The sequence below is a fragment of the Synechococcus sp. ROS8604 genome, from assembly GCF_014279655.1.
In the GTDB taxonomy this organism is placed as follows: Bacteria; Cyanobacteriota; Cyanobacteriia; order PCC-6307; family Cyanobiaceae; genus Synechococcus_C.
Window position 1 is genome coordinate 2,857,074 of sequence record NZ_CP047946.1, and the last position, 19,831, is coordinate 2,876,904.

Genomic DNA, 19,831 nt, shown 5'->3' on the forward strand with positions numbered 1-19,831 from the left:
TAGCCTCTAGGCATTCACCAGCTTCAACCTGTGCCCATCCCCATCTGGCAGCGCCTGCTTGGTTTGTTGGTTTATGTGTTGCCTTGGAGCGATGCCATCCCCATCGGCCAACACCTGCTCATTCAATTCCCTGTGTTGCAGTGGCTGACCCTGCCGGCCTTGCCTCTCTTCATTTTGGAGCGGGGAATTCCTTTTGGTCTGGGGAACCTTCTGGTGTTTTTCTTGTTGTTCTTAGCGGTGGTGAGGAATCCAAACGTTCCTTACTTCATTCGCTTCAACACCTTGCAAGCCCTTTTGGTTGACATCATTGTGGTGATTATTAGCTATGCGTTTGCCATCCTGCCCATCGGCGGAGGACTGATGATGCGCACCCTTTCCAGCACGGTGGTGGTGGGTGTCCTGGCGGTCGTGATCTTTGCCCTGATCGAGTGTTCTCGAGGTCGTGAGCCCGACCTGCCCGGCTTAAGTCAAGCGGTTCGCATGCAGTTGTACTGATCCCCATAACACCAGGAGATAAGGTGGTAGATCCGTCGCTCATTCACTGAGCCTTCAGTCCCCGTCGGATCTGTCTCCATGACCCAACAGCCTTATTACGAGACCATGTACATCCTCCGTCCGGACATTCCGGAAGAGGAAGTCGAGTCTCACGTAGCCAAGTACCGCGACATCTTGGCTGAAGCGGGTGCCGAGGTTCTCGACAATCAAATGCGCGGCAAGCGTCGTCTGGCCTATCCGATCGCCAAGCACAAAGAAGGCATCTACGTGCAGCTGAGCCACAACGGTGATGGCCAACAAGTGGGTGTCATCGAAAAAGCGATGCGTCTCAGTGAAGATGTCATCCGTTATCTCACCGTGAAGCAAGAAGGCCCCTTGCCTGCTCCTCGCGTGGCACCAGGAACAGAAGCACCAGCAGAGCCAGAAGCGGCTGCTCCTGCCTGACGGCCATTGTGCAAGCCATGGCTGGGCGATAACATCCGGCCATGGCGCATCAGGACTCCAGCTATTACTCAGCTCCACCCGTCTGGAAAGCCGCTCGCCCCCCCAGTGGTGACGTCGAAGCACTCAAAGTCAGGCTGAACGAACTGGAACAGCAGGTAAGGGATTACGAAACGCTGCTGAGCGAACTCCCCGACCTCTTTGAACGCAAATTCCAACAGCGCTTGGAACCGCTGCTTGAGCGCTACCGGTTGTTAGCTCAGGCACGGCAATTAATGGCTGGACCAGCTGAAGCCGAGATCGTTCCTCTGCCCTTACGCGCCGATCGACAAGGACAGCAGCAACGCAACATCGCAGCCTGAACTCAACGCCGATGCTTGGCGGCCCACAAGCGCGTGGGTAAGCCCCAAACGTAGATAAAGCCCTCAGCAGCACGATGATCAAACTTATCTTCGCTGCCGTATGAGGCCATCTCGGGGACGTACAAGCTGTTGTCTGTAGAGGATCTCCCGGTGACCGTGGCATTGCCCTTGTGAAGCCTCAGGCGCACGACCCCATTCACATGCACCTGAGTGCGATCCATAAAGCCATCAAGGGCATCTTTGAGTGGACCAAACCAAAGGCCCTGATAAACGAGATCTGCCCATTGCATCTCAAGCTGGCGCTTTGTCCGCAACACATCGGCGGCAAGCGTGAGACTCTCCAACTCCTGATGCGCCTGAATCAACAGCAGCAATCCAGGCGTTTCGTAAATCTCCCGACTTTTGATTCCCACCACACGGTTCTCGATCATGTCGAGACGACCAATGCCATGGGTGCCTGCCAAGCGGTTGGCTTCCCGGATCAAGGCCACGGGATCCAGCCGTTTGCCATTGATGGCCAAAGGATTGCCACCTTCAAAGTGAATCTCGATCTCCTCAGCATCGTTAGGGGCTTGATCCACGGAACGGGTCATGGCAAAGACCTCTTCAGGTGGTGCCACCATCGGGTCTTCCAAGGGACCAGCTTCAATGCTGCGCCCGAGCAGGTTGAGGTCGATCGAATATGGGGATTTTTTGCTGACGGGGGATGGCATGCCAAACCGCTCGCCATAGGCAATCGTTTCCTCCCGGCTCATGCCCCATTCACGCGCTGGGGTTAACACCTTTAGATCGGGTGCAAGCGATGCAATCGCCACATCAAAACGCACCTGATCGTTTCCCTTGCCGGTGCAGCCATGGGCCACAGCATCAGCGCCTACCTCTCGTGCCACCTCCACGAGCCGACGGGCAATCAAGGGACGCGCCAAGGCTGTTGAGAGGGGATAGCGACCCTCGTATAAGGCATTCGCGCGAATCGCTGGAAAGGCGAATTCTTCGATAAAGGGCTTAATAAGATCACCAACCAAAGACTGACTGGCTCCCGCCTCAAGGGCCTTGAGGCGTATGGGTTCCAGTTCATCGCCCTGACCGAGATCAGCGGCGAAGGTGATCACCTCCTCCACACCCCACTCCTGCTTGAGGTAGGGGATGCAGACGCTGGTGTCCACCCCACCGGAATAGGCAAGAACGACCTTGGTTGCGCGTCCCATCAGGTGGACTCCTGCTCTGAATCAGATTGCACTGATTCTCCACTCCCGCCGGCCCGCTGGACCGATTGGGGGACCAGCCGAGCGAGCCAAAACAGCCAAAGCGCCATCAAAAAAGCAGGCACAAACAACAGGGAAAGCACCGGAACCGTGGACACCACCAGCGGATCGGGATGCAAGCGCCCCCATTTCCAAAGGCCAAAACTCAGTAACAAAGCCCCGCCCCACACAGAGAGGAGCAGCCACACCTTGGCCAAGAGACATCCTCAAGACTGCACTGAACTATGATGATCGATTACGGAACTGGACAGTGTCGTCTGAGTTGAGCGCCCTCGACAACATCAATCCAGCTCTGACGCGTTATGGACGCAAGGAACCTGCACCGGTGCTGCCCCTCCGCGAAGAGCCCGATTTACTCAGCTGGCTGGAAACCAGTGGCCGCCTTGTAGAAGACGAGGAGTCCAGCACAGCCGAAGTGAGCACCGTAGAAGAAGAAGAGCTCTCTGCTCTCATGGGCGAAAAAGAGGATTACAACGCTGCCGATGAGCAAACAGAAGAGAATTGGGAAGATTGATTTAAGGTCCCTGCCCTAAGCCGTTAATGGAACGGGACGTGAACGACGCACAAGAGACTCCTCCACCCCTCAAGGGGAAAGTCTCTGCGGCTGTGCTTGCCGTTGTTGTGGTTGCAGCAGCGTTCGCATCAGACCGCTGGATCCCCAACAGCCTGCTGAGCCTCCCTTTGCTGATAGCGACCTTGATCGCTGCAATCGTGACCTGGTGGGGGGTACCCAAGCTCCGTGACTTAAAACTTGGGCAAGTGATCCGAGAAGAGGGGCCTCAGGCCCATCTCAACAAATCAGGCACCCCCACCATGGGTGGACTGCTGGTGGTGCCGGTCGGCGTGATCGTGGGCGGCCTGATCAGTTGGAGCGGTCGACCGGCTGAACAACTCTTAGCCGTGGCCTTCATCACACTCGCCTACATGGTGGTGGGAGGAATTGACGATTGGCGCAGTCTCACCAAACACACGAACACGGGTTTAACGCCACGCGGAAAATTATGTCTTCAGGCCCTAGCCGCCGTGATCTTTCTGATCTGGGCAGGAATGCGCGGTTGGATCGGTGGTGATGTGGCCTTGCCGTTTGACATCACCCTTCCCTTGGGCTGGCTGATTTGGCCGCTTGCGGTTTTTGTGTTTTTAGCTGAAAGCAACGCCACCAACCTCACCGATGGCTTGGATGGTCTTGCCGCCGGTTGCGGGGCCCTGGTGTTCACCGGCATGGCACTCCAGCTCACGTTGCGCGGAAACAGCGGAGATCCAAGCCTTGCTGGGTTCTGCATGGCCATGGCGGGCTGCTGGATTGGTTTCCTTGTGCACAATCGCAATCCAGCCAAAGTGTTTATGGGCGACACCGGCTCTCTAGCCATGGGCGGCGCTCTCACGGCTGTGGCCCTACTAACAAACAGCCTTTGGCCCTTGCTGGTGATGGGTGGAGTGTTCCTAGCGGAATCCCTCTCCGTGATCATTCAAGTGTGGGTTTTTAAAGCAACCAAAGGCGCTGATGGTGTGGGACGCCGGGTGTTCCGAATGTCGCCCTTGCACCATCACTTTGAATTAGGCGGCACACCAGAGCAGCTTGTCGTTCCCGGATTCTGGTTAGCAACAGCAGGACTTGTAGTGATCGGAGTGGCTCTTCGTCCTATTTAAGCAAGATAATAAATTTCAAAGGACATGAAAACCACACTGGAGTCAAAATATAAATCAATTAAAAAACGAAGACTTAACACCTCAACGCGCAATTATCAGTAAAAACAAAATAATTCAATCCGATTTGCTCCAATATTTCCCCAATAAGCATATGCATCAAAACAATCGACCTGATTAAATCACTTAAGAATCTCAAATATTATTGAGAGACTTGTAAAGGGGATTAGCGAAGACTTTACTATTCCAGTCACACTCCAGATCACTAGCTAAACCCTCCTCACTGCAATATTTTCAAGAAAATGTCTTATTTCACCTGGAAAGAAGCTGGCCTTACGAGCGACTGCGCCAGCCTTGAAGCGATGGCCTCCCGCTTTGAAGAAGCAGCCAGCCTGATGCGCCGGATGGCAAAAGAGGGCTTTGAGCTCCACTCACAAGGTCGTCAACAACGCATCACCCACAGCGATGCCGAAGTCTTTGCCTCTTGGGGCTTCGTGAATGAAGAGCCCGCCTTCCGCCAGCTCACCTTGATCAGCAATCCAGCCACCGAGCCGCCCTCCGCCTAATCAACGACGGCGGAACCCGCCAATCACCCAAACCAAGACAAACAAAAACGAAGAGAGCCCGAGGTAGATCAAGGCCCACTTTTGAACGGTGGCAATCTCCCAGCCAAACAGCAGACCATTGGCCGCATCTCCAGCCGTTGTAAACGCGAGCGGCAAAGGCATGAGGGCAAAGCGAGAAGATCAAGCCATGCTGCCTTGAAATTCACCATGACGACCTTCCCTAAAACAGTGATGCTGCTCGGCAGCGGCGAACTGGGGAAAGAAGTGGCGATCGCCGCCCAGAGACTGGGTTGCCACGTGATCGCCTGCGACCGTTACGCCGGTGCACCAGCCATGCAGGTCGCTGATCAGGCCGAGGTGCTCACCATGACCGATCCAAACGCCCTGAAGGCTGTTGTAAACAAACATCAGCCGGATGTGCTGATCCCGGAAATCGAAGCGCTGGCCGTGGACGCCCTGCAAGATCTGGAAGACAACGGCATCTGCGTGATTCCCACCGCCAGGGCCACTGCGGTCACGATGAATCGCGACCGAATCAGAAATCTTGCTGCTGGTGAACTCGGGCTACGCACCGCACGCTTTGCCTATGCCTCCGATGCGCAGGAGCTCCACCGTGCCGCCGCACCGTTGGGTTGGCCTGTAGTCGTCAAACCAGTGATGAGTTCCTCAGGGAAAGGCCAAAGCGTGGTGCACTCCGCTGCTGAATTAGATCAGGCCTGGAACGTCGCCATGGCTGGAGCACGGGGCAGCTCGGCGCAGGTGATTGTGGAGGAATTTCTTGAGTTTGATCTTGAAATCACCCTGCTCACGATCCGTCAACGCGATGGAAGCACCCTGTTTTGCCCCCCGATTGGTCATCAACAAGCCAATGGCGACTACCAATGCAGTTGGCAGCCTGCTCCAATCTCGCCGAGCCAACTGAAGCAAGCCCAAACAATGGCCCGCACCGTCACAGACAACCTTGGTGGCGCAGGTCTGTTTGGGGTGGAGTTTTTCTTATGCGGCGATGAGGTGGTGTTTTCCGAGCTCTCCCCAAGACCCCATGACACTGGTCTCGTGACTCTGATTAGCCAAAATTTCAGCGAATTCGACCTGCACCTCCGTGCCGTGTTGGGGCTTCCCATCCCCTCGATCACTGCTGCCGATGCTGCGGCCAGCCGGGTGATCCTGGCCGAGAGCCAGGGGAACGAGGTTGGATTCAGTGGCGTGGAACAAGCCCTCTCGGAGCCAGACACCAAGCTTCTGCTGTTTGGAAAACAAGAGGCCAGGCCAGGCCGTCGAATGGGCGTTGCCTTAGCCCGCGGCACCGATATCAACGAAGCCTTAGCCAAGGCAGACCGCTGTGCCGCGGCGGTCAAGATTCAGGTCAGTGACTGATCATGCCGGGCGCGTCCGCCCAAAAACCGATAGTGCTGGATGCCCTCCAGAACGCCAGGCAATTGGGAGCGACTCGCAAAGTACACACGCTGTTGCTGTCGAAAATCATCCAAACAAGGATCGTGATCACCCAAGACAACGGTGGCGGGTCGACCACAAACCAACTCGCCATCTCCCTGTTCACTGGCGACAACCAACATCTGTTCCAGGGAAAGCCCCCAGCGCAGAGCGAGAAAACGGATTGCTTCGCTGCGGGATGCTCGCAGGGGCAGCACATCTAGAAACCAATGGCAGCGAAGCTGGGGACGCGCGGCCTGGTGTCGCTGGCGCAGACGTTGCCGGATCAAGGGAAGGATCTCTTCTCCAGCATCGCGAATCGTGTAGCTCAGCTTGAACGAACCTTGCTGCTCAGGTCGCTGCAATTCGATGTGATCGGTGAGGTCTGCCAATGCACGTTCCACACCTGCACGATCCCAATCCACGCCAATCTGAGCCGACCAAAACAAATCAGGCTCACTTTCCTGGCCGTAGTGAATCTCCGTACCAGCCCCGGTGATCCACACCTTCGGTTCCGGTAACAACAACTCCGCAAAACGTTGTCTGGCAGCAGGCAACGAACGGCCTGACAGGATCCCTAGAGCACAGCGCTCGAGCTGCGCACGCAAAAGCTTGAGCGCATCACCGTCGGGCTGTTCCAAACTGCTGTCGAGATCAAGCAACAGCAAGCGGTCGCCCAAGGGCTGGAAACCTCCAATGGAGGAGCTCTGGCTGGATGGAAGCGCAATCGGCTGGGTCACCGCCTTCAGACGCTCCTGCATCAAGGCTAAGTAAGAGCAAACGTGGGCATCCCAGCTGAAATGGCGACTCACCGCCTCCACGCCGTTGTCACTCCAGCGGCTCCAGCGTTGGAGATCAGAACCCGCACACTCCAGTGCATCTTGAAGGGCCTCTCGATCCGTCACATCTGCAAGGAGGCCGTTGTCACAGCGCGCCAGGATGTCCCGTGGGCCTCCGTCATCGGTCGCCACCATCGGCAATCCGCAAGCGGCAGCTTCCAACAAGGTGAGTCCAAACGGCTCCGTCAACGCAGGATTCACAAAGAGGCCACGGCGCTCCGCAGCCCAGCGATAAATGGCAGGAATCTGATCGCGACGATGCTGCTTGGGGTAGGCAATACGGCCGTAAAGGTCGTAGCGATCAACAAGATCAAACACCTGCTGAAACACATCGCGCTGCTGCTTCTCCATCTGCCGGGGATCCTCCCTACAGCCCAGCACCAGCACCAAATTGTGGCGTTGCCGTAAGACAGCAGACCGGCCAAAAGCCTCAACCAGAGCGGGAATATTCTTGCGCCGAACAGCCCTAGAAATCGCCAACAGCGGTGGAAGCTCAGGCTGGCGCAAGAAAGGCGTTAAGAGTCCCTCAACGTCACTCACTTCTGCGTCCACCGAACCAGGGTGAAAGCGGCGTGCGTCCACACCGGGAGGAACCACCTGAGCCCGATCAGCACGAAATCCGCCGTAACGGGCATACTGCTGATCACATTCCTGGCGCGTGCTGGTGATCACCAGATCGGCATGAGCCAGCGCCAACTCCTCCGCATCAATGCGACGGCTAATCGAATAGGTCTGCTCGAGCTGTTGATGATCCCCACCTCCAGCTAACAGACGACGCTGCTTCTCACGACCAAGGGAATGGCCTGTGAACACCAAGGGAATGCCAAGACGACGACTCAGCAGGGCCCCGACGTAACCAGCATCGGCGTAGTGCGCATGAATCCAATCCGGTCGATGTTCAGGCTTCTGAAGATGCACCACAAGCTGATCAGCGAGATCTTCGAGATAGGGCCAAAGCAATTCCTTGCGGAGGTAACGCTTGGGACCGAAGGCAAAACGCTGGATGCCGGCACCGGCAGCAATCGCTTCAATGGGCTGGGCGTAATCAGCTGAAACCCGCCGGTCTTGAATCAGGCGAGTCACCACGTCAACGCGATCCACTTCAGCCCGAGCTGCAAGGCTGCGCACCAGTTCGAGCACATAGAGGGTTTGACCTCCGGTATCGGCGTCCCGTCCCAGCTCCAAATCATGGGAGCGGAACAGTCCATGAAGATGGAGATGAAGAAGCCGAAAACCCACAATCAACCCTCAACGGAACAAGACATCAGATGCATGTCTTGATTAAGGATTAAGGCGTTCAAACACGTTCAAAACTGAAGAGATCCTTAGAAATCAGCAGCTAGAACCATTTACTTCGGTTAAAAGCCTGGCTGAGTCAGGATCTTTGGCTGTTAACGCAGCAACAAGAAAATGCAAACTGATGATGAAATGCAACGCAGCATCGTGGAGATCGATCAGCTTGTTCTGATCATTTGAAGACAACGCTTTAAGAAAAGGGGTTTTTAGAGCTGTCCAGTGACATCCACCAAGGGGATGGACGCATGGCCCCAACCACCGCCACTAAAAGTATGGGAGGAGGGAACAGCCAGCTGTTCGTTAAGCCAAGCCAAGATCAGCGGCCCAAGAATCGGGGCTTCCTTCTGATCCACAGGCGCCCAAAGATTGAAATGGGTGCCACCTGAGGCGAGCACAAGGCGATGCCCATTGGCCAGTGGGTTCCCTCCCTTCAATGGCTCCACAGCCTCAGGATCGGCAGGCACCACCCAATCTTTTGTGCCACTCACCAACAACACCTTGGCCTGAAGGGAGGGGCCGCTCTCCTCATCAAAAAGAAGCCTCATGGGTGGACTGACCGCGACGGCTGCCTTGACCCGAGGGTCAGCCAATGATCCCTGATCAGCTCCCGACAACCAGCTGCATTGCAACACCCAACTGAGATTTCGAGCTGGATCACGAAGATCCTGACACCGCGTTTTCAGCTTCCGACTTGTGGTTTGTAAACCACTCAATTGCATCGCTGCCGTGGCACCCCATGAATGACCGACAACCGCTACGTCATCAATAGAGATCTGTTCTCCCACCAACAGAGTTCCAGCCTCCACTCCATCCAATAGAGCTGAGACATCAAGAGGGCGGAACCGTAACTCCTCAGGATTTGATGGTGCTGCAGCACCACTGAGGAGATGTTTTTGCTGATCAGCGTCACTACCAGGATGACTCGGCAATAAAACGGTGTATCCATTGGCAGCCAACAAGCGGCCCCAACCTTCAAAACTTTCTGGCTCATCCCACAAGCCATGGGAAATGACCACAAGCTTCCCGTTCGAGGTTCCCTCTGGCGTCAAAACAGTGATGTCAAGAGCTTCAGAGCGATGGGCCACAGGAAAGCGAATCTCTGCCCGTGTCCAACCCTCAGCCCCTGATTCAGCCAACGACTTTGGCGCTGGGGTCATCGCTGTTCCTTTCTGAACCAGTGCGCGGGCATCATCCTGATTGTCCCGTAAGCGTTTGGCGTTAAAAGCCAAGGCCTGAAAGTCGATGGATAACGACTCACCCGGGACGCGACGAAGCAAGCCCAACAAATTGGGCTCTCCATCGCGATAGGCGGCTTGCAGAGCATCCGACAACACTTGTCCGCTGGTATCCGCCGGCAAACCCTCCACCTTCACCAACTGGGAGGCCGCCAATAAAGCTTGCTCAAGCAGTGGATGGCCCACCGATTGTTCCAACACACTTGATGTCCGCTGGGGAAGAGGTGCGGTAAGGAACTGTCCAAGCAATCGGGACACAGAACCATCGCCAGCTTGATCTAATTCCTGCAGATCAGGGTTGGCCTCAATCAACTCCGCCGTTGTGCGTGCCCCCTTCAAATTCAAAGAGACATTCACATCCAAAAGTGGCAAATCAATCGTGAGTCGTTCGACTGCTGAAACGGACCCAGCAAATGAAACACTCAGTACGGACGCCAACGCAGCAGAACGAACACCATCACTCCAGCTACCAAAGAAAAAAGTCATGCCGCAGCCTCAATTGATTGAATTATTTGTGGAGGATGCTGCTTTAAAACTTGTTTGAGATAGCGACCGGTATGACTAGTTTCATGTTGAGCAACCTCTTCAGGGGTTCCAGTAACAACAATTTGGCCTCCCTTATTACCACCCTCTGGACCTAAATCAATAACCCAATCGGAACAACGAATAACATCCAAATTATGCTCAATACAAATCACAGAATTACCCTTATCGACAAGTCTTTGAATAACGTCCATCAATTTATGAACATCATAGAAGCTGAGTCCGGTGGTTGGTTCGTCGATTAGATAAAGCGTCTTTCCGGTAGCGCGTCGCGACAATTCCGTAGCAAGTTTGACGCGCTGAGCTTCACCACCAGAAAGTGTTGGGGCTGGCTGGCCTAACTTTACATATCCAAGACCAACATCAACCAGTGTGGTTAAGCGATCAGCAGCCTGAGGGATCGCAGAAAACACATCAGCGGCCTGTTCCACTGTCATTTCCAGAACATCAGCAATCGTGTGACCTTTGTAGGTGACCTGAAGCGTTTCGCGGTTAAAACGGGCTCCTTTACAGACATCACATTGGACATAGACATCGGGTAAAAAATTCATTTCAATCACGTTTACGCCCTGGCCACGACAAGCCTCACAACGGCCACCTTTCACATTGAAGCTGAACTGACCAACCTGATAACCACGGGCTTTGGCCTCCACTGTGGCCGCAAAAATCTGACGAATAGGATCAAATGCTCCTGTGTAAGTAGCGGGATTAGAACGAGGAGTTCGACCAATAGGGGACTGATCAATCACAATCACCTTATCGATTGACTTGAGACCGCGCAGTTCTCCCAATCCTTGAGGAAAAGGAATCTTGCGGCCAAGACCATGTTCCAAAGCTGGATGCAAAAGCTCATTCACCAACGTGCTCTTTCCACTCCCACTCACACCAGTGACTGAAACCAGTCTCCCCAGCGGAAACTCCACATTTAATCCCTCAAGATTATTGCGGGAGCAATCAAGAAGTTTCAAAATACGAGTACCACCATTACGGCGCTCTGCTGGAGTAGGAATACTCTTCCTCCCGCTTAAATAAGCACCAGTTAAAGAGTCTTTAGCACCTAATAAGTCATCAATCGACCCTTCAGCAACGATGTGACCACCATGCACTCCGGCTCCAGGTCCAATATCCACAAGATGGTCTGCGGCTCGGATCGTGTCTTCATCATGCTCAACCACCACCAAGGTGTTGCCTAGATCTCTCAAACGTTCAAGCGTGGCCAATAAGCGATCGTTGTCGCGCTGATGCAAGCCAATACTCGGTTCATCGAGCACATAGAGAACACCCGTGAGCCCAGCACCAATTTGAGTCGCAAGACGAATCCTCTGTGCTTCTCCACCTGACAGCGTCATCGCCGGTCGGTCCAAGCTCAAATAATCCAATCCCACGTCAAGCAAAAAACGCAGTCGCATTCGAATCTCCTTCAGCACAAGATCTCCGATCTGCATCTGACGAGAATTCAGCAGGGGCTCGGAGCCTTCATGGCTGCCCGCTCCCATCAAGCTTTCAATCCGTTCGAGGGTTTGACCCACACTGACTGCTGTCAGATCCGTAATCCGATACGGCCCAACTTTCACTGCAAGCGCCTCAGGTCGCAAGCGAAGTCCAGCACAACTCTCACAGGGGACTAGCTCTAAATATTTTTCAAGTTTCTGCCTCTGTGCTTCTCCACTCGCATCACGAAGCTGACGCTCAAGAATCGGTAAAATTCCCTCAAAAGGTCTCATGTAGGTCTGAGATTTTCGATAACGGCTATCTGCCTGAATTTGAATCGGCTCGCGACTTCCATTCAACAAAATATCTTTTTGTTCATCGGTGAGATCCTTCCATGGAGTCTTGATTTCAAACCCAAAAGCTTCTCCTACGGAGTACAACAGCGAGAAGTAGTACGAATTATCTTTTTCTGCCCACGGCACGACAGCGGAATACACAGGCTGGGACGGATCTGGAATAACCCGTTCAACAGTGAATTTTTTGATGTAACCAATTCCATGACAAACCTCGCAGGCTCCATAAGGACTGTTGAACGAAAAAAGTCTTGGTGATAGCTCTTCCATCACCGCCCCATGAACAGGGCATGCATAGTTCTCAGAATAGAGCCTTTCTTTCTCCACACCTTCGGGTATTTCTTCTCCCTTTTTTGGTACCACTTCAACAAGAGCTAAACCATCACCACGTTTCAATGCCGTCCGCAGAGAATCATTCAGCCGTTCCTGAATTCCTTCTCGAGCGACCAGACGGTCTACAACAACTTCAATAGCGTGCTGATGATTTTTGTCGATCTCAATGTTGTCTGCCAGCTCACGAACCTCACCATCAATGCGAATCCGAGCAAAACCTTCAGCGGCTAAACCACTGATCAATTTGCTGTGCGTTCCCTTTTTTCCGCGCACCACCGGCGCTAAAAGTTGATAACGCGTTCCCTCAGGAAGCGTCAAAATCTGATCAACCATTTCGTCAATAGTCTGGGGCCGAATGGAACGGCCACATTCAGGACAATGGGGCTCCCCAGCACGACCAAACAACAGACGCAGATAGTCGTGAATCTCGGTCACCGTGCCAACGGTGGAGCGGGGGTTATGGCTCGTTGATTTCTGATCAATCGAAATCGCCGGGGATAGCCCCTCAATGGCATCCACATCTGGTTTATCCACCTGGCCAAGAAACTGACGCGCATAGGCAGACAGGCTCTCCACATAGCGACGCTGGCCTTCCGCAAAGATCGTGTCGAACGCTAAGGAACTCTTTCCGCTGCCACTCACACCGGTGAACACCACCATTTTATTGCGCGGAATCGTGACATCCACGTCTTTGAGGTTGTGCTGCCGGGCACCACGCACCCGAATCACATCCTCCGGAGATCCCCCACTCAAGGTCTCAACCTTCGACGAGGTGGAATCATCCTTTGCGGTCGGAGCAGGGCGCCCCATACGGAGTGTGTTCAGCAGCCCAGAAGTCTAAGGAGACTGCTGCTGTTCAGGCTGCTCGCTGCTCCAACAAACTTGCCGCATAGGCTTGAGCATCCTCAAAATCCCCTCCAGCCAATTCAGCCAACTCTTGGCGTCTGGCCTGAGTGTCCCGCAGATGGGACACTCGCGAGCAGGTTTCTCCGTCCACCACCTCCTTGCTAACGCGGAAGTGATGATCAGCTGCTGCTGCCACGAGCGGTTGATGGGTCACACAAAACACCTGGCGATGCTTGGCCATGGTTCGCAGCAAGTTGGCCATCTCTCCACTCACGCGACCGCTCACACCACTGTCGATCTCGTCAAACAACAAGGTGCTGGAACCATCCACATCCGCCAGACAGGTTTTGAGTGCCAACAGAAAACGCGACATCTCCCCTCCTGAGGCCACCTCTCCTAACGGGGACAGGGGCTGGCCTGGATTCGCCGAAAATAAGAAGCAGATCGCATCTGCGCCTAGATCCATGGGCTCAGCTGCAGAGAAATCCACCCGAAAGCGCACATTTTCAAGGCCCATCGGTCGCAAGTGGGCCATCAAGCGCTCCTCCAAGCCCACGGCGGAAGCCTGTCGCAAAGCCGTGAGCGATTGGTTGCAGGAATCGCGATGCTTGCGAGCCTCCTGTTCCTGGTAGCGCAACACCTCCAACGCCGCGTCGGCACCCCCAGCGGCATGTTGATCGCGCAGCGCATCACGCCGCTCAATCAACACCTTCAGTTCAACGCCATAACGCCGCTCCAAGCGTTTCAGCAAAGCCAGCCGTTCCTGCAGCACACCCAATCGTTCTGGATCGCTCTCCAAAGCCGCTCCATACGCTTCCAGGCCCCGGATTAAATCGAGAACACCAGCCTCCAGATCAAGGCAGCTCTCAGCCGAAACGCTCAGGGAGGCATCAAGGGTCTGCAATTGCTGCAGCTCGTGGCAGCAGGCCATGAGGTGATCCAAAGCCGATGGAGCCTGCTCAGCGCCGTCTTGAAGCCGGCCAATCAACACAGCAAGACCTTCGAGCAAGCGCACGCCATGGACCAAGCGGTCTTGCTCCTGTTCCAGCTGTTGAATTTCAGAGGGGTCATCAAGGGAAGCTGCCTCGAGTTCCATCAACAACGCGTCTTGCTCCTGCTGCTCCTCTTGGAGACGACATCGATCTGTCTCCAGCTTCAACACGTCGGCATGGCAGGTCTGCCAAATCTGAAAACACTCCCGCACGGTTTGTAAACACCGCGCAAGCGGCTCACCGCCGAGTCGATCGATCCAACGACGTTGCTGACCCAAATAGGCAAGCTGCTGGGTTTGACCCTGAACGGTGAGATCAATCAACAAGGGCCTGAGCTGAAGCAATTGCTGCCGGTTCACGACGCTGCCATTCAGCCTTGAGCGACTGCTCAAGCGATCGTCTTGTCGTCGCCACTCCCGCGACAGAACCAAATCACCGCCGTCATCATCCAGTTGATGCTCTTGAAGCCAACGTCGCGCAGCGGCGTCGGGTGTGAAAGTCGCTTCAATCACTGCGCGATCACAACCCGTCCTTACCAACCGCCCCGCAGACGTCCCTTGCATGCCACCCAGGAGGGCATCAAGCGCATCTAACAACAGGGACTTTCCTGCCCCTGTCTCACCGGTGAGCACGGTAAAACCTTGCTCGAACGCCAACTCCAAGCGCTCGATCAGTGCGATGTTGTCCAGTCTCAGACCGGTCAGCACGGCGAATCTCGAGGTTCAACAAACCGTAGCGACGGCTTCGGTCGTTTAGAAGGGACCACCAACGCAGTGGCGGCTGTGGCACAACAAGAGCTAGGAGATTTCATTGAGGCCGCCGGTCTGCTCGAGTACGACCCGGCTGCCATCACGCGAATCTATGCCGGCCATCCGCAACGCCTCCTGCGCCGCCTCTGGCAAACCCTGGTCCCCATTGGGCTTTTGCTGCTCGGAGTTGGTGTTGACAAGCTTCTAGGACTGCTCAGCAATCAGGAGCGAGCCAGAACGAGAGCCAAAGAATGTGCCAACTTGCTCGTTGATCTAGGCCCTGCATTCATTAAGGCGGGTCAAGCGCTTTCCACCCGTCCAGACATCGTTCCTCCTGTGCTGCTCGAGGAACTGGCCCAACTCCAAGATCAACTTCCTGGCTTCGATAGCGACCTTGCCATGGCCTGCATCGAGGATGACCTCGGTGCACCGGTCGACAGCATCTACTCCGAACTCGACCGCGAACCAATCTCCGCAGCATCGCTGGGCCAAGTGCACCAGGGATATCTCAAGAACGGCCAAAAAGTTGCCGTCAAGGTGCAACGCCCTGGGTTGCGAGAACAAATCACTCTTGACCTCTACATTGTTCGCAATATTGCCGCATGGCTGAATAGCAACATCGGCCTTATTCGTAGCGATCTTGTTGCACTGATCGATGAATTAGGGAGCCGCGTTTTCGAAGAGATGGATTATCTCAACGAAGCAGCTAATGCAAATAAATTCCGCGAATTGCACAAACAAAATCCGCGCATCGCCGTTCCCGAAATTTTTGCAGAAGCCACCAGTCGACGGGTGCTCACAATGGAATGGATTGATGGCGTCAAACTCACCAATCTCGAAGCTGTTCGGGAGTTAGGAATTGATCCCAATGACATGGTGGAAGTGGGAGTGAGCTGCAGCTTGCAACAGCTGCTCGAACATGGGTTTTTCCACGCTGATCCCCACCCTGGAAATCTCCTAGCGATGGCCGATGGTCGACTCTGCTATCTCGATTTCGGGATGATGAGTGAGGTCAGCCGTGAATCCCGAACCGGACTCATCCAAGCAGTTGTTCATCTTGTCAATCGCAATTTTGGAAAACTCTCCAAGGATTTCGTCACCCTCGGATTTTTAGCTGAAGACGTGAATTTGGAACCGATCGTTCCTGCTTTTGAATCCGTCTTCAGTCAAGCGATCGAGATGGGCGTTAATCGCATGGATTTCAAAAGTGTGACCGACGATATGTCCGGTGTGATGTACAAATTCCCCTTCCGAGTTCCCCCTTACTACGCCCTCATCCTCCGCTCTCTCGTCACCCTTGAAGGCATTGCCCTGAGCGTGGATTCGGAGTTCAAAATTCTTGGTGCGGCCTACCCCTACTTCGCGAGACGTTTGATGGAAGATCCTGATCCTCAATTGCGTCAAAGTCTCAAAGAGATGTTGTTCGAAGGTGATGCCTTCCGTTGGACAAGGCTGGAAGGTCTTGTTGCAAGTGCAGGGAGTCAAAACCAACTAGATCTCGAGTCTTTACTCGATCAAGTGCTCGACTTTCTGTTTTCAGCCAACGGCGGCATGCTCCGCAATCAACTGGTTGAAGCGGTAGCGGATCGTTTGGATGCGATTGGCTGGACAGCCCTACAACGCATCGGGCGCCGCTTGCCGCGGCCTCTTCAACCAACGCTGCTGCTTGATGCCAGCCCATCCCTCAACGAAGACAGCTATCTCGACCTGGAGCCAATCCGGCAACTCATCGGCGTTTTACAGCAATTGCCAGGTTTCAATCCTGATCTTGTGTTTAGTCGACTTCCTCGCTTGATTCGTGAACGGGATGCAAGACAAATGGGTGTTGCGCTGGCACAAGGATTAGCCGAACGCGGAGTTGTCCGCCTGGTCAAAGCAGCAGCAGGAAGTCCGAATTAGATTCCGTCAATTGTTCAAGATCATGCCCCGCAAATCCAGCCGCCAAACCATCCTGGCGCTTGGTGCCGCAATCGGTCTCAGCATTTCATCTGCGTTTCAACCGGTCCATGCTGCCAAGGATGTTGCTCTCGTCAGCGGAGCCTATAAACGATCGATCTCTGTGAGCGACCTTGTCTATCTCGCAGAAACTGGCAAAGCCAGAGGCATTCTTTCTGATGTTCTTCGCTTTGGAAAACAGGATCCCAAAGAGGTCGCCAAATTACTGAACCAGAAACTTGATCTTCCCTTAGTTCTTACCAGTCGTTTGATGTCCACTCGCATCGGAGACGTCATCATCCGCCGTGTCGCAACGATCATTTATCCCCTCAAAGTGCCCGATCCCTCGGTGAGCGTTCCTGCCATCCGAGCCGGTGTCATTAACGGTCTGCAAAAAGAAGAGGGTGGCCTCACCGTGATCAACTTTCTGGATGCCTATCCGGCAGAGGTGATGGAGGTGAATATTCCTGCCCTCATGGCCTTGATCGAAAAAGCTGAATCCATTGCTGGCTTGGTGAAATTCTTCTCCGATTCACCCCTCGACGGTTTGAAATAAAGCCTTCGTACACCCGGCCGCTCGATCCAGACACATAGATTTCTGGAATTGCTGCTCTCTGCGGGTGTCCGTATTCAAGAACCTCCGCCGGCGTTTCACGGCCAAACCAGTCATGCAGGACTGGCCAGGACTGATTGAAGCCTATCGATCCTGGCTTCCCGTTTCCTCGGCGACTCCAGTGATCACCCTGCACGAAGGTGCCACTCCGCTGATCCCTGTCCCATCCATTGCGGAACGGATTGGTCGTGGCGTGAAGGTGTTCATCAAATACGACGGTCTCAATCCCACCGGATCCTTCAAGGATCGGGGGATGACCATGGCGATTAGCAAGGCCAAAGAAGCGGGCTGTGAAGCGGTGATTTGTGCCAGCACAGGCAATACGAGTGCTGCCGCGGCCGCCTATGCCCGACGAGGCGGGATGCGGGCCTTCGTGTTGATCCCAGACGGATACGTCGCGCAAGGGAAACTGGCGCAGGCCCTGGTCTACGGAGCCGAAGTGCTCGCGATCCGGGGAAATTTCGACCGTGCCCTCGACATCGTTCGCGAAGCAGCCGAGAAATACCCCATCACCCTGGTGAATTCGGTGAACCCTTACCGATTGCAGGGACAGAAAACAGCAGCCTTTGAAATCGTCGATGCACTAGGAGATGCTCCCGACTGGCTGTGTATTCCGATGGGCAATGCCGGAAATATCACGGCCTACTGGATGGGATTCCAGGAATATCAACAAGCTGGTCGCAGTCGGCGTTTGCCGCGAATGATGGGGTTTCAGGCCAGTGGCTCCGCGCCGCTGGTGAATGAAACCACCGTGAGTGATCCAGAAACAATCGCGACCGCGATTCGCATTGGCAACCCGGTGAATCGAGACAAGGCGATCGCAGCCCGTCAGGCCAGCAACGGAGCCTTCCTAGATGTCACCGATGAGGAAATCATCGCTGCCTACAAACTTCTCGGTGGCCAGGAGGGAATCTTCTGTGAACCCGCCAGTGCAGCCTCAGTGGCGGGCTTGATCAAACGGGCAGCAGAGGTACCAGACGGATCCACCGTGGTCTGTGTGTTGACCGGGAATGGTCTGAAAGATCCGGACTGCGCGATCAACAACAATGACGCCGCTTTTTACGCCGATCTTGATCCTGATCTGAGCACCGTGGCCAAGGTGATGGGGTTTTAACGCGTCGCTCCCTTGAAAAACCAAAACACAGCCTGCAGTCGTCTGCATTACCGCCATCGGTTCTGAAGCCCACTTAACAATGTTGATGTCATCCGAATGAGCGGATTCATGGATGTCAACACCTGGATGATCGTTGGCTTCTTATTGGCGGCCTACTCGGTTGTTACCAACGACTCACTTCAAACCCTCGGGACTTACATCTCTTCGAACAAGACACGCAGCCCAAAAGTGGTGCAGATGGCCTTCATCAGCACGGTCACGATTGCGGTGCTGATGCTCGGTTGGTTCCTCAAGAACGGTGATCCTGCCTGGGGTCGCCTCAGTGTTCCTGGTCAGGAGTTCCCACTTCCTGAACCCTTCACCTGGGTCTACATCCTTCCTCCCCTCGCCGTTCTGGCGCTTACTCAGTGGGGTGCCCCCGTGAGCACCTCCTTTCTGGTGCTCTCCTCGTTCCATCCAGCCAATATCGGACAGCTGCTGACTAGCTCTCTGACGGGTTACATCGTGGCGTTTTTCGTTGGTCTCAGCGCCTACGGCCTGGGCGTGTGGCTGCTCGAGCGCTGGGTCTTCCTGCGGACTCAAGAAGGCAAACAGATCAACAAGATCTGGTATGGCCTGCAGTGGTTCTCCACCGGTTTTCTATGGAGCATGTGGCTGGTGCAGGACCTCGCGAACATTTTTGTTTTCCTGCCTCGCCAACTTGACTTCTTTGCCATGGCGATCTGCACGGCGGTGCTCTGCGTGGGCCTATGCGTGCTGGTCGCCACCGGTGGTGGCCCGCTCCAGGCCGTCTTACGCACCAAAACCAACACCTCCGATCTGCGATCGGCCACGGTGATTGATTTCTTCTTTGGGCTGTGCCTGTTCTACAAAGCCTTCCTATCCAGCTTCCCCCTCAGCACCACATGGGTGTTCCTGGGATTGATCGGTGGTCGGGAGATCGCCCTGCGGGTCAAGGAACAGGAGTTTGAGGTTGTATTCACCAATCGTGAGGGGGGAAATCTTGGCCGGATCATCGGTATGGACCTTTGGAAGGCCTTCGTTGGCCTTGTTGTGAGCCTCGGGATTGCGCTCGGCATTCAACCCCTGGTGTGACGCACCGGCATCAATGCAACGGCATCAATGGGCACCAAATCAGCTGGGTTCGGACCAGAAACTGCCTGAGGAATCCACTGATTCGCCCGACTCAAAACCGTGGAAAACCAGGGACAACTCCGCACCCCAAGCAGCCAGAAGTTTTCCCCAGGGTGTGAGTGATGGGGAAACAGGGCGAATCTCCCCATCGCTCTCTTCCCATTCCACAACGTACCTGTTTCAAAAGCTGGCAGTAACAGGAGGTTTT

19 protein-coding genes are annotated in these 19,831 nt (G+C 54.7%); 11 read left to right on the forward strand and 8 right to left on the reverse strand.

What is annotated here, in order from left to right; genetic code table 11:
* Positions 1 to 30 precede the first annotated feature (30 nt).
* The 3 genes from SynROS8604_RS15365 to SynROS8604_RS15375 all read left to right on the forward strand — a co-directional run bounded on the left by SynROS8604_RS15365 (position 31) and on the right by SynROS8604_RS15375 (position 1,298).
* Positions 31 to 495, forward strand: a complete 465-nt coding sequence (locus tag SynROS8604_RS15365; RefSeq protein WP_006854938.1) for a Tic20 family protein — start codon at positions 31 to 33, stop codon at positions 493 to 495.
* 78 nt (positions 496 to 573) lie between these two features.
* Positions 574 to 939, forward strand: a complete 366-nt coding sequence (gene rpsF / locus SynROS8604_RS15370) for a 30S ribosomal protein S6 (RefSeq protein ID WP_186544639.1) — start codon at positions 574 to 576, stop codon at positions 937 to 939.
* 41 nt (positions 940 to 980) lie between these two features.
* Positions 981 to 1,298: a hypothetical protein gene (locus SynROS8604_RS15375; RefSeq protein ID WP_186544640.1), complete on the forward strand. Its 318-nt coding sequence runs from the start codon at positions 981 to 983 to the stop codon at positions 1,296 to 1,298.
* A 2-nt stretch (positions 1,299 to 1,300) separates the two neighbouring features.
* Here SynROS8604_RS15375 and SynROS8604_RS15380 read toward each other — a convergent pair whose 3' ends face one another.
* Positions 1,301 to 2,506 (reverse strand): argininosuccinate synthase, encoded by a 1,206-nt coding sequence (locus SynROS8604_RS15380; RefSeq protein ID WP_186544641.1) that lies wholly within the window; start codon positions 2,504 to 2,506, stop codon positions 1,301 to 1,303.
* The gene (locus tag SynROS8604_RS15385) at positions 2,506 to 2,751 is read right to left on the reverse strand and encodes a hypothetical protein (RefSeq protein ID WP_255445313.1); all 246 of its coding nucleotides are present in this window, start codon (positions 2,749 to 2,751) and stop codon (positions 2,506 to 2,508) included. The genes SynROS8604_RS15380 and SynROS8604_RS15385 overlap by 1 nt, the downstream gene beginning before the upstream one ends.
* Positions 2,752 to 2,813: 62 nt before the next feature.
* Here SynROS8604_RS15385 and SynROS8604_RS15390 point away from each other — a divergent pair, with 62 nt between their 5' ends.
* From SynROS8604_RS15390 to SynROS8604_RS15400, 3 genes are all read left to right on the forward strand, one after another.
* The gene (locus tag SynROS8604_RS15390; RefSeq protein WP_006854943.1) at positions 2,814 to 3,077 is read left to right on the forward strand and encodes a DUF3134 domain-containing protein; all 264 of its coding nucleotides are present in this window, start codon (positions 2,814 to 2,816) and stop codon (positions 3,075 to 3,077) included.
* Between the two features lie 26 nt (positions 3,078 to 3,103).
* Positions 3,104 to 4,213, forward strand: a complete 1,110-nt coding sequence (gene mraY / locus SynROS8604_RS15395; RefSeq protein ID WP_186544643.1) for a phospho-N-acetylmuramoyl-pentapeptide-transferase — start codon at positions 3,104 to 3,106, stop codon at positions 4,211 to 4,213.
* 299 nt (positions 4,214 to 4,512) lie between these two features.
* Positions 4,513 to 4,776, forward strand: coding sequence for a hypothetical protein (locus SynROS8604_RS15400; RefSeq protein ID WP_186544644.1), 264 nt, complete (start codon positions 4,513 to 4,515; stop codon positions 4,774 to 4,776).
* On the opposite strand, the gene SynROS8604_RS15405 is transcribed toward SynROS8604_RS15400, so the two are convergent.
* Positions 4,777 to 4,938 carry a hypothetical protein gene (locus SynROS8604_RS15405; RefSeq protein WP_006854947.1) on the reverse strand — a complete coding sequence of 54 codons (162 nt, stop codon included), beginning with the start codon at positions 4,936 to 4,938 and terminating at the stop codon, positions 4,777 to 4,779.
* A 45-nt stretch (positions 4,939 to 4,983) separates the two neighbouring features.
* Here SynROS8604_RS15405 and purT point away from each other — a divergent pair, with 45 nt between their 5' ends.
* Positions 4,984 to 6,153: a formate-dependent phosphoribosylglycinamide formyltransferase gene (gene purT / locus SynROS8604_RS15410; RefSeq protein WP_186544645.1), complete on the forward strand. Its 1,170-nt coding sequence runs from the start codon at positions 4,984 to 4,986 to the stop codon at positions 6,151 to 6,153.
* Here purT and SynROS8604_RS15415 read toward each other — a convergent pair.
* The 4 genes from SynROS8604_RS15415 to recN all read right to left on the reverse strand — a co-directional run bounded on the left by SynROS8604_RS15415 (position 6,138) and on the right by recN (position 14,785).
* Entirely contained in the window at positions 6,138 to 8,288 is a 2,151-nt protein-coding gene (locus SynROS8604_RS15415) for an HAD family hydrolase (protein WP_186544646.1), read from the reverse strand. The two genes, purT and SynROS8604_RS15415, sit on opposite strands and share 16 nt — an antisense overlap.
* A gap of 263 nt (positions 8,289 to 8,551) precedes the next feature.
* Positions 8,552 to 10,066 (reverse strand): alpha/beta fold hydrolase, encoded by a 1,515-nt coding sequence (locus SynROS8604_RS15420; protein WP_186544647.1) that lies wholly within the window; start codon positions 10,064 to 10,066, stop codon positions 8,552 to 8,554.
* The gene (uvrA, locus tag SynROS8604_RS15425) at positions 10,063 to 13,050 is read right to left on the reverse strand and encodes an excinuclease ABC subunit UvrA (protein WP_186544648.1); all 2,988 of its coding nucleotides are present in this window, start codon (positions 13,048 to 13,050) and stop codon (positions 10,063 to 10,065) included. The genes SynROS8604_RS15420 and uvrA overlap by 4 nt, the downstream gene beginning before the upstream one ends.
* Before the next feature lie 46 nt (positions 13,051 to 13,096).
* Positions 13,097 to 14,785: a DNA repair protein RecN gene (recN, locus tag SynROS8604_RS15430; protein WP_186544649.1), complete on the reverse strand. Its 1,689-nt coding sequence runs from the start codon at positions 14,783 to 14,785 to the stop codon at positions 13,097 to 13,099.
* Between the two features lie 75 nt (positions 14,786 to 14,860).
* Between recN and SynROS8604_RS15435 the strand changes: the two genes are divergently transcribed.
* From SynROS8604_RS15435 to SynROS8604_RS15450, 4 genes are all read left to right on the forward strand, one after another.
* Entirely contained in the window at positions 14,861 to 16,726 is a 1,866-nt protein-coding gene (locus tag SynROS8604_RS15435) for an AarF/ABC1/UbiB kinase family protein (protein ID WP_186546078.1), read from the forward strand.
* Between the two features lie 22 nt (positions 16,727 to 16,748).
* Entirely contained in the window at positions 16,749 to 17,318 is a 570-nt protein-coding gene (locus SynROS8604_RS15440; RefSeq protein WP_186544650.1) for an alpha/beta hydrolase, read from the forward strand.
* A 112-nt stretch (positions 17,319 to 17,430) separates the two neighbouring features.
* A complete protein-coding gene (thrC, locus tag SynROS8604_RS15445; protein WP_006854955.1) occupies positions 17,431 to 18,489 on the forward strand; it encodes a threonine synthase in 1,059 nt (352 codons plus the stop codon).
* A gap of 96 nt (positions 18,490 to 18,585) precedes the next feature.
* Entirely contained in the window at positions 18,586 to 19,584 is a 999-nt protein-coding gene (locus SynROS8604_RS15450) for a hypothetical protein (RefSeq protein WP_186544651.1), read from the forward strand.
* Here the strand turns inward: SynROS8604_RS15450 and SynROS8604_RS15455 are convergent.
* Positions 19,569 to 19,772, reverse strand: a complete 204-nt coding sequence (locus SynROS8604_RS15455; protein ID WP_186544652.1) for a hypothetical protein — start codon at positions 19,770 to 19,772, stop codon at positions 19,569 to 19,571. The two genes, SynROS8604_RS15450 and SynROS8604_RS15455, sit on opposite strands and share 16 nt — an antisense overlap.
* Positions 19,773 to 19,831 lie beyond the last annotated feature (59 nt).

Excerpts from the sequence above, each read along its gene's own strand:
- SynROS8604_RS15440 (WP_186544650.1), top strand. The coding sequence starts at position 16,749 with ATGCCCCGCAAATCCAGCCGCCAAACCATCCTGGCGCTTGGTGCCGCA.
- SynROS8604_RS15405 (WP_006854947.1), bottom strand. The coding sequence starts at position 4,938 with ATGCCTTTGCCGCTCGCGTTTACAACGGCTGGAGATGCGGCCAATGGT.
- purT (WP_186544645.1), top strand. The coding sequence starts at position 4,984 with ATGACGACCTTCCCTAAAACAGTGATGCTGCTCGGCAGCGGCGAACTG.
- SynROS8604_RS15450 (WP_186544651.1), top strand. The coding sequence starts at position 18,586 with ATGAGCGGATTCATGGATGTCAACACCTGGATGATCGTTGGCTTCTTA.
- mraY (WP_186544643.1), top strand. The coding sequence starts at position 3,104 with ATGGAACGGGACGTGAACGACGCACAAGAGACTCCTCCACCCCTCAAG.
- SynROS8604_RS15400 (WP_186544644.1), top strand. The coding sequence starts at position 4,513 with ATGTCTTATTTCACCTGGAAAGAAGCTGGCCTTACGAGCGACTGCGCC.
- rpsF (WP_186544639.1), top strand. The coding sequence starts at position 574 with ATGACCCAACAGCCTTATTACGAGACCATGTACATCCTCCGTCCGGAC.
- SynROS8604_RS15375 (WP_186544640.1), top strand. The coding sequence starts at position 981 with ATGGCGCATCAGGACTCCAGCTATTACTCAGCTCCACCCGTCTGGAAA.
- SynROS8604_RS15455 (WP_186544652.1), bottom strand. The coding sequence starts at position 19,772 with ATGGGGAGATTCGCCCTGTTTCCCCATCACTCACACCCTGGGGAAAAC.
- thrC (WP_006854955.1), top strand. The coding sequence starts at position 17,431 with ATGCAGGACTGGCCAGGACTGATTGAAGCCTATCGATCCTGGCTTCCC.
- SynROS8604_RS15420 (WP_186544647.1), bottom strand. The coding sequence starts at position 10,066 with ATGACTTTTTTCTTTGGTAGCTGGAGTGATGGTGTTCGTTCTGCTGCG.
- SynROS8604_RS15380 (WP_186544641.1), bottom strand. The coding sequence starts at position 2,506 with ATGGGACGCGCAACCAAGGTCGTTCTTGCCTATTCCGGTGGGGTGGAC.
- uvrA (WP_186544648.1), bottom strand. The coding sequence starts at position 13,050 with ATGGGGCGCCCTGCTCCGACCGCAAAGGATGATTCCACCTCGTCGAAG.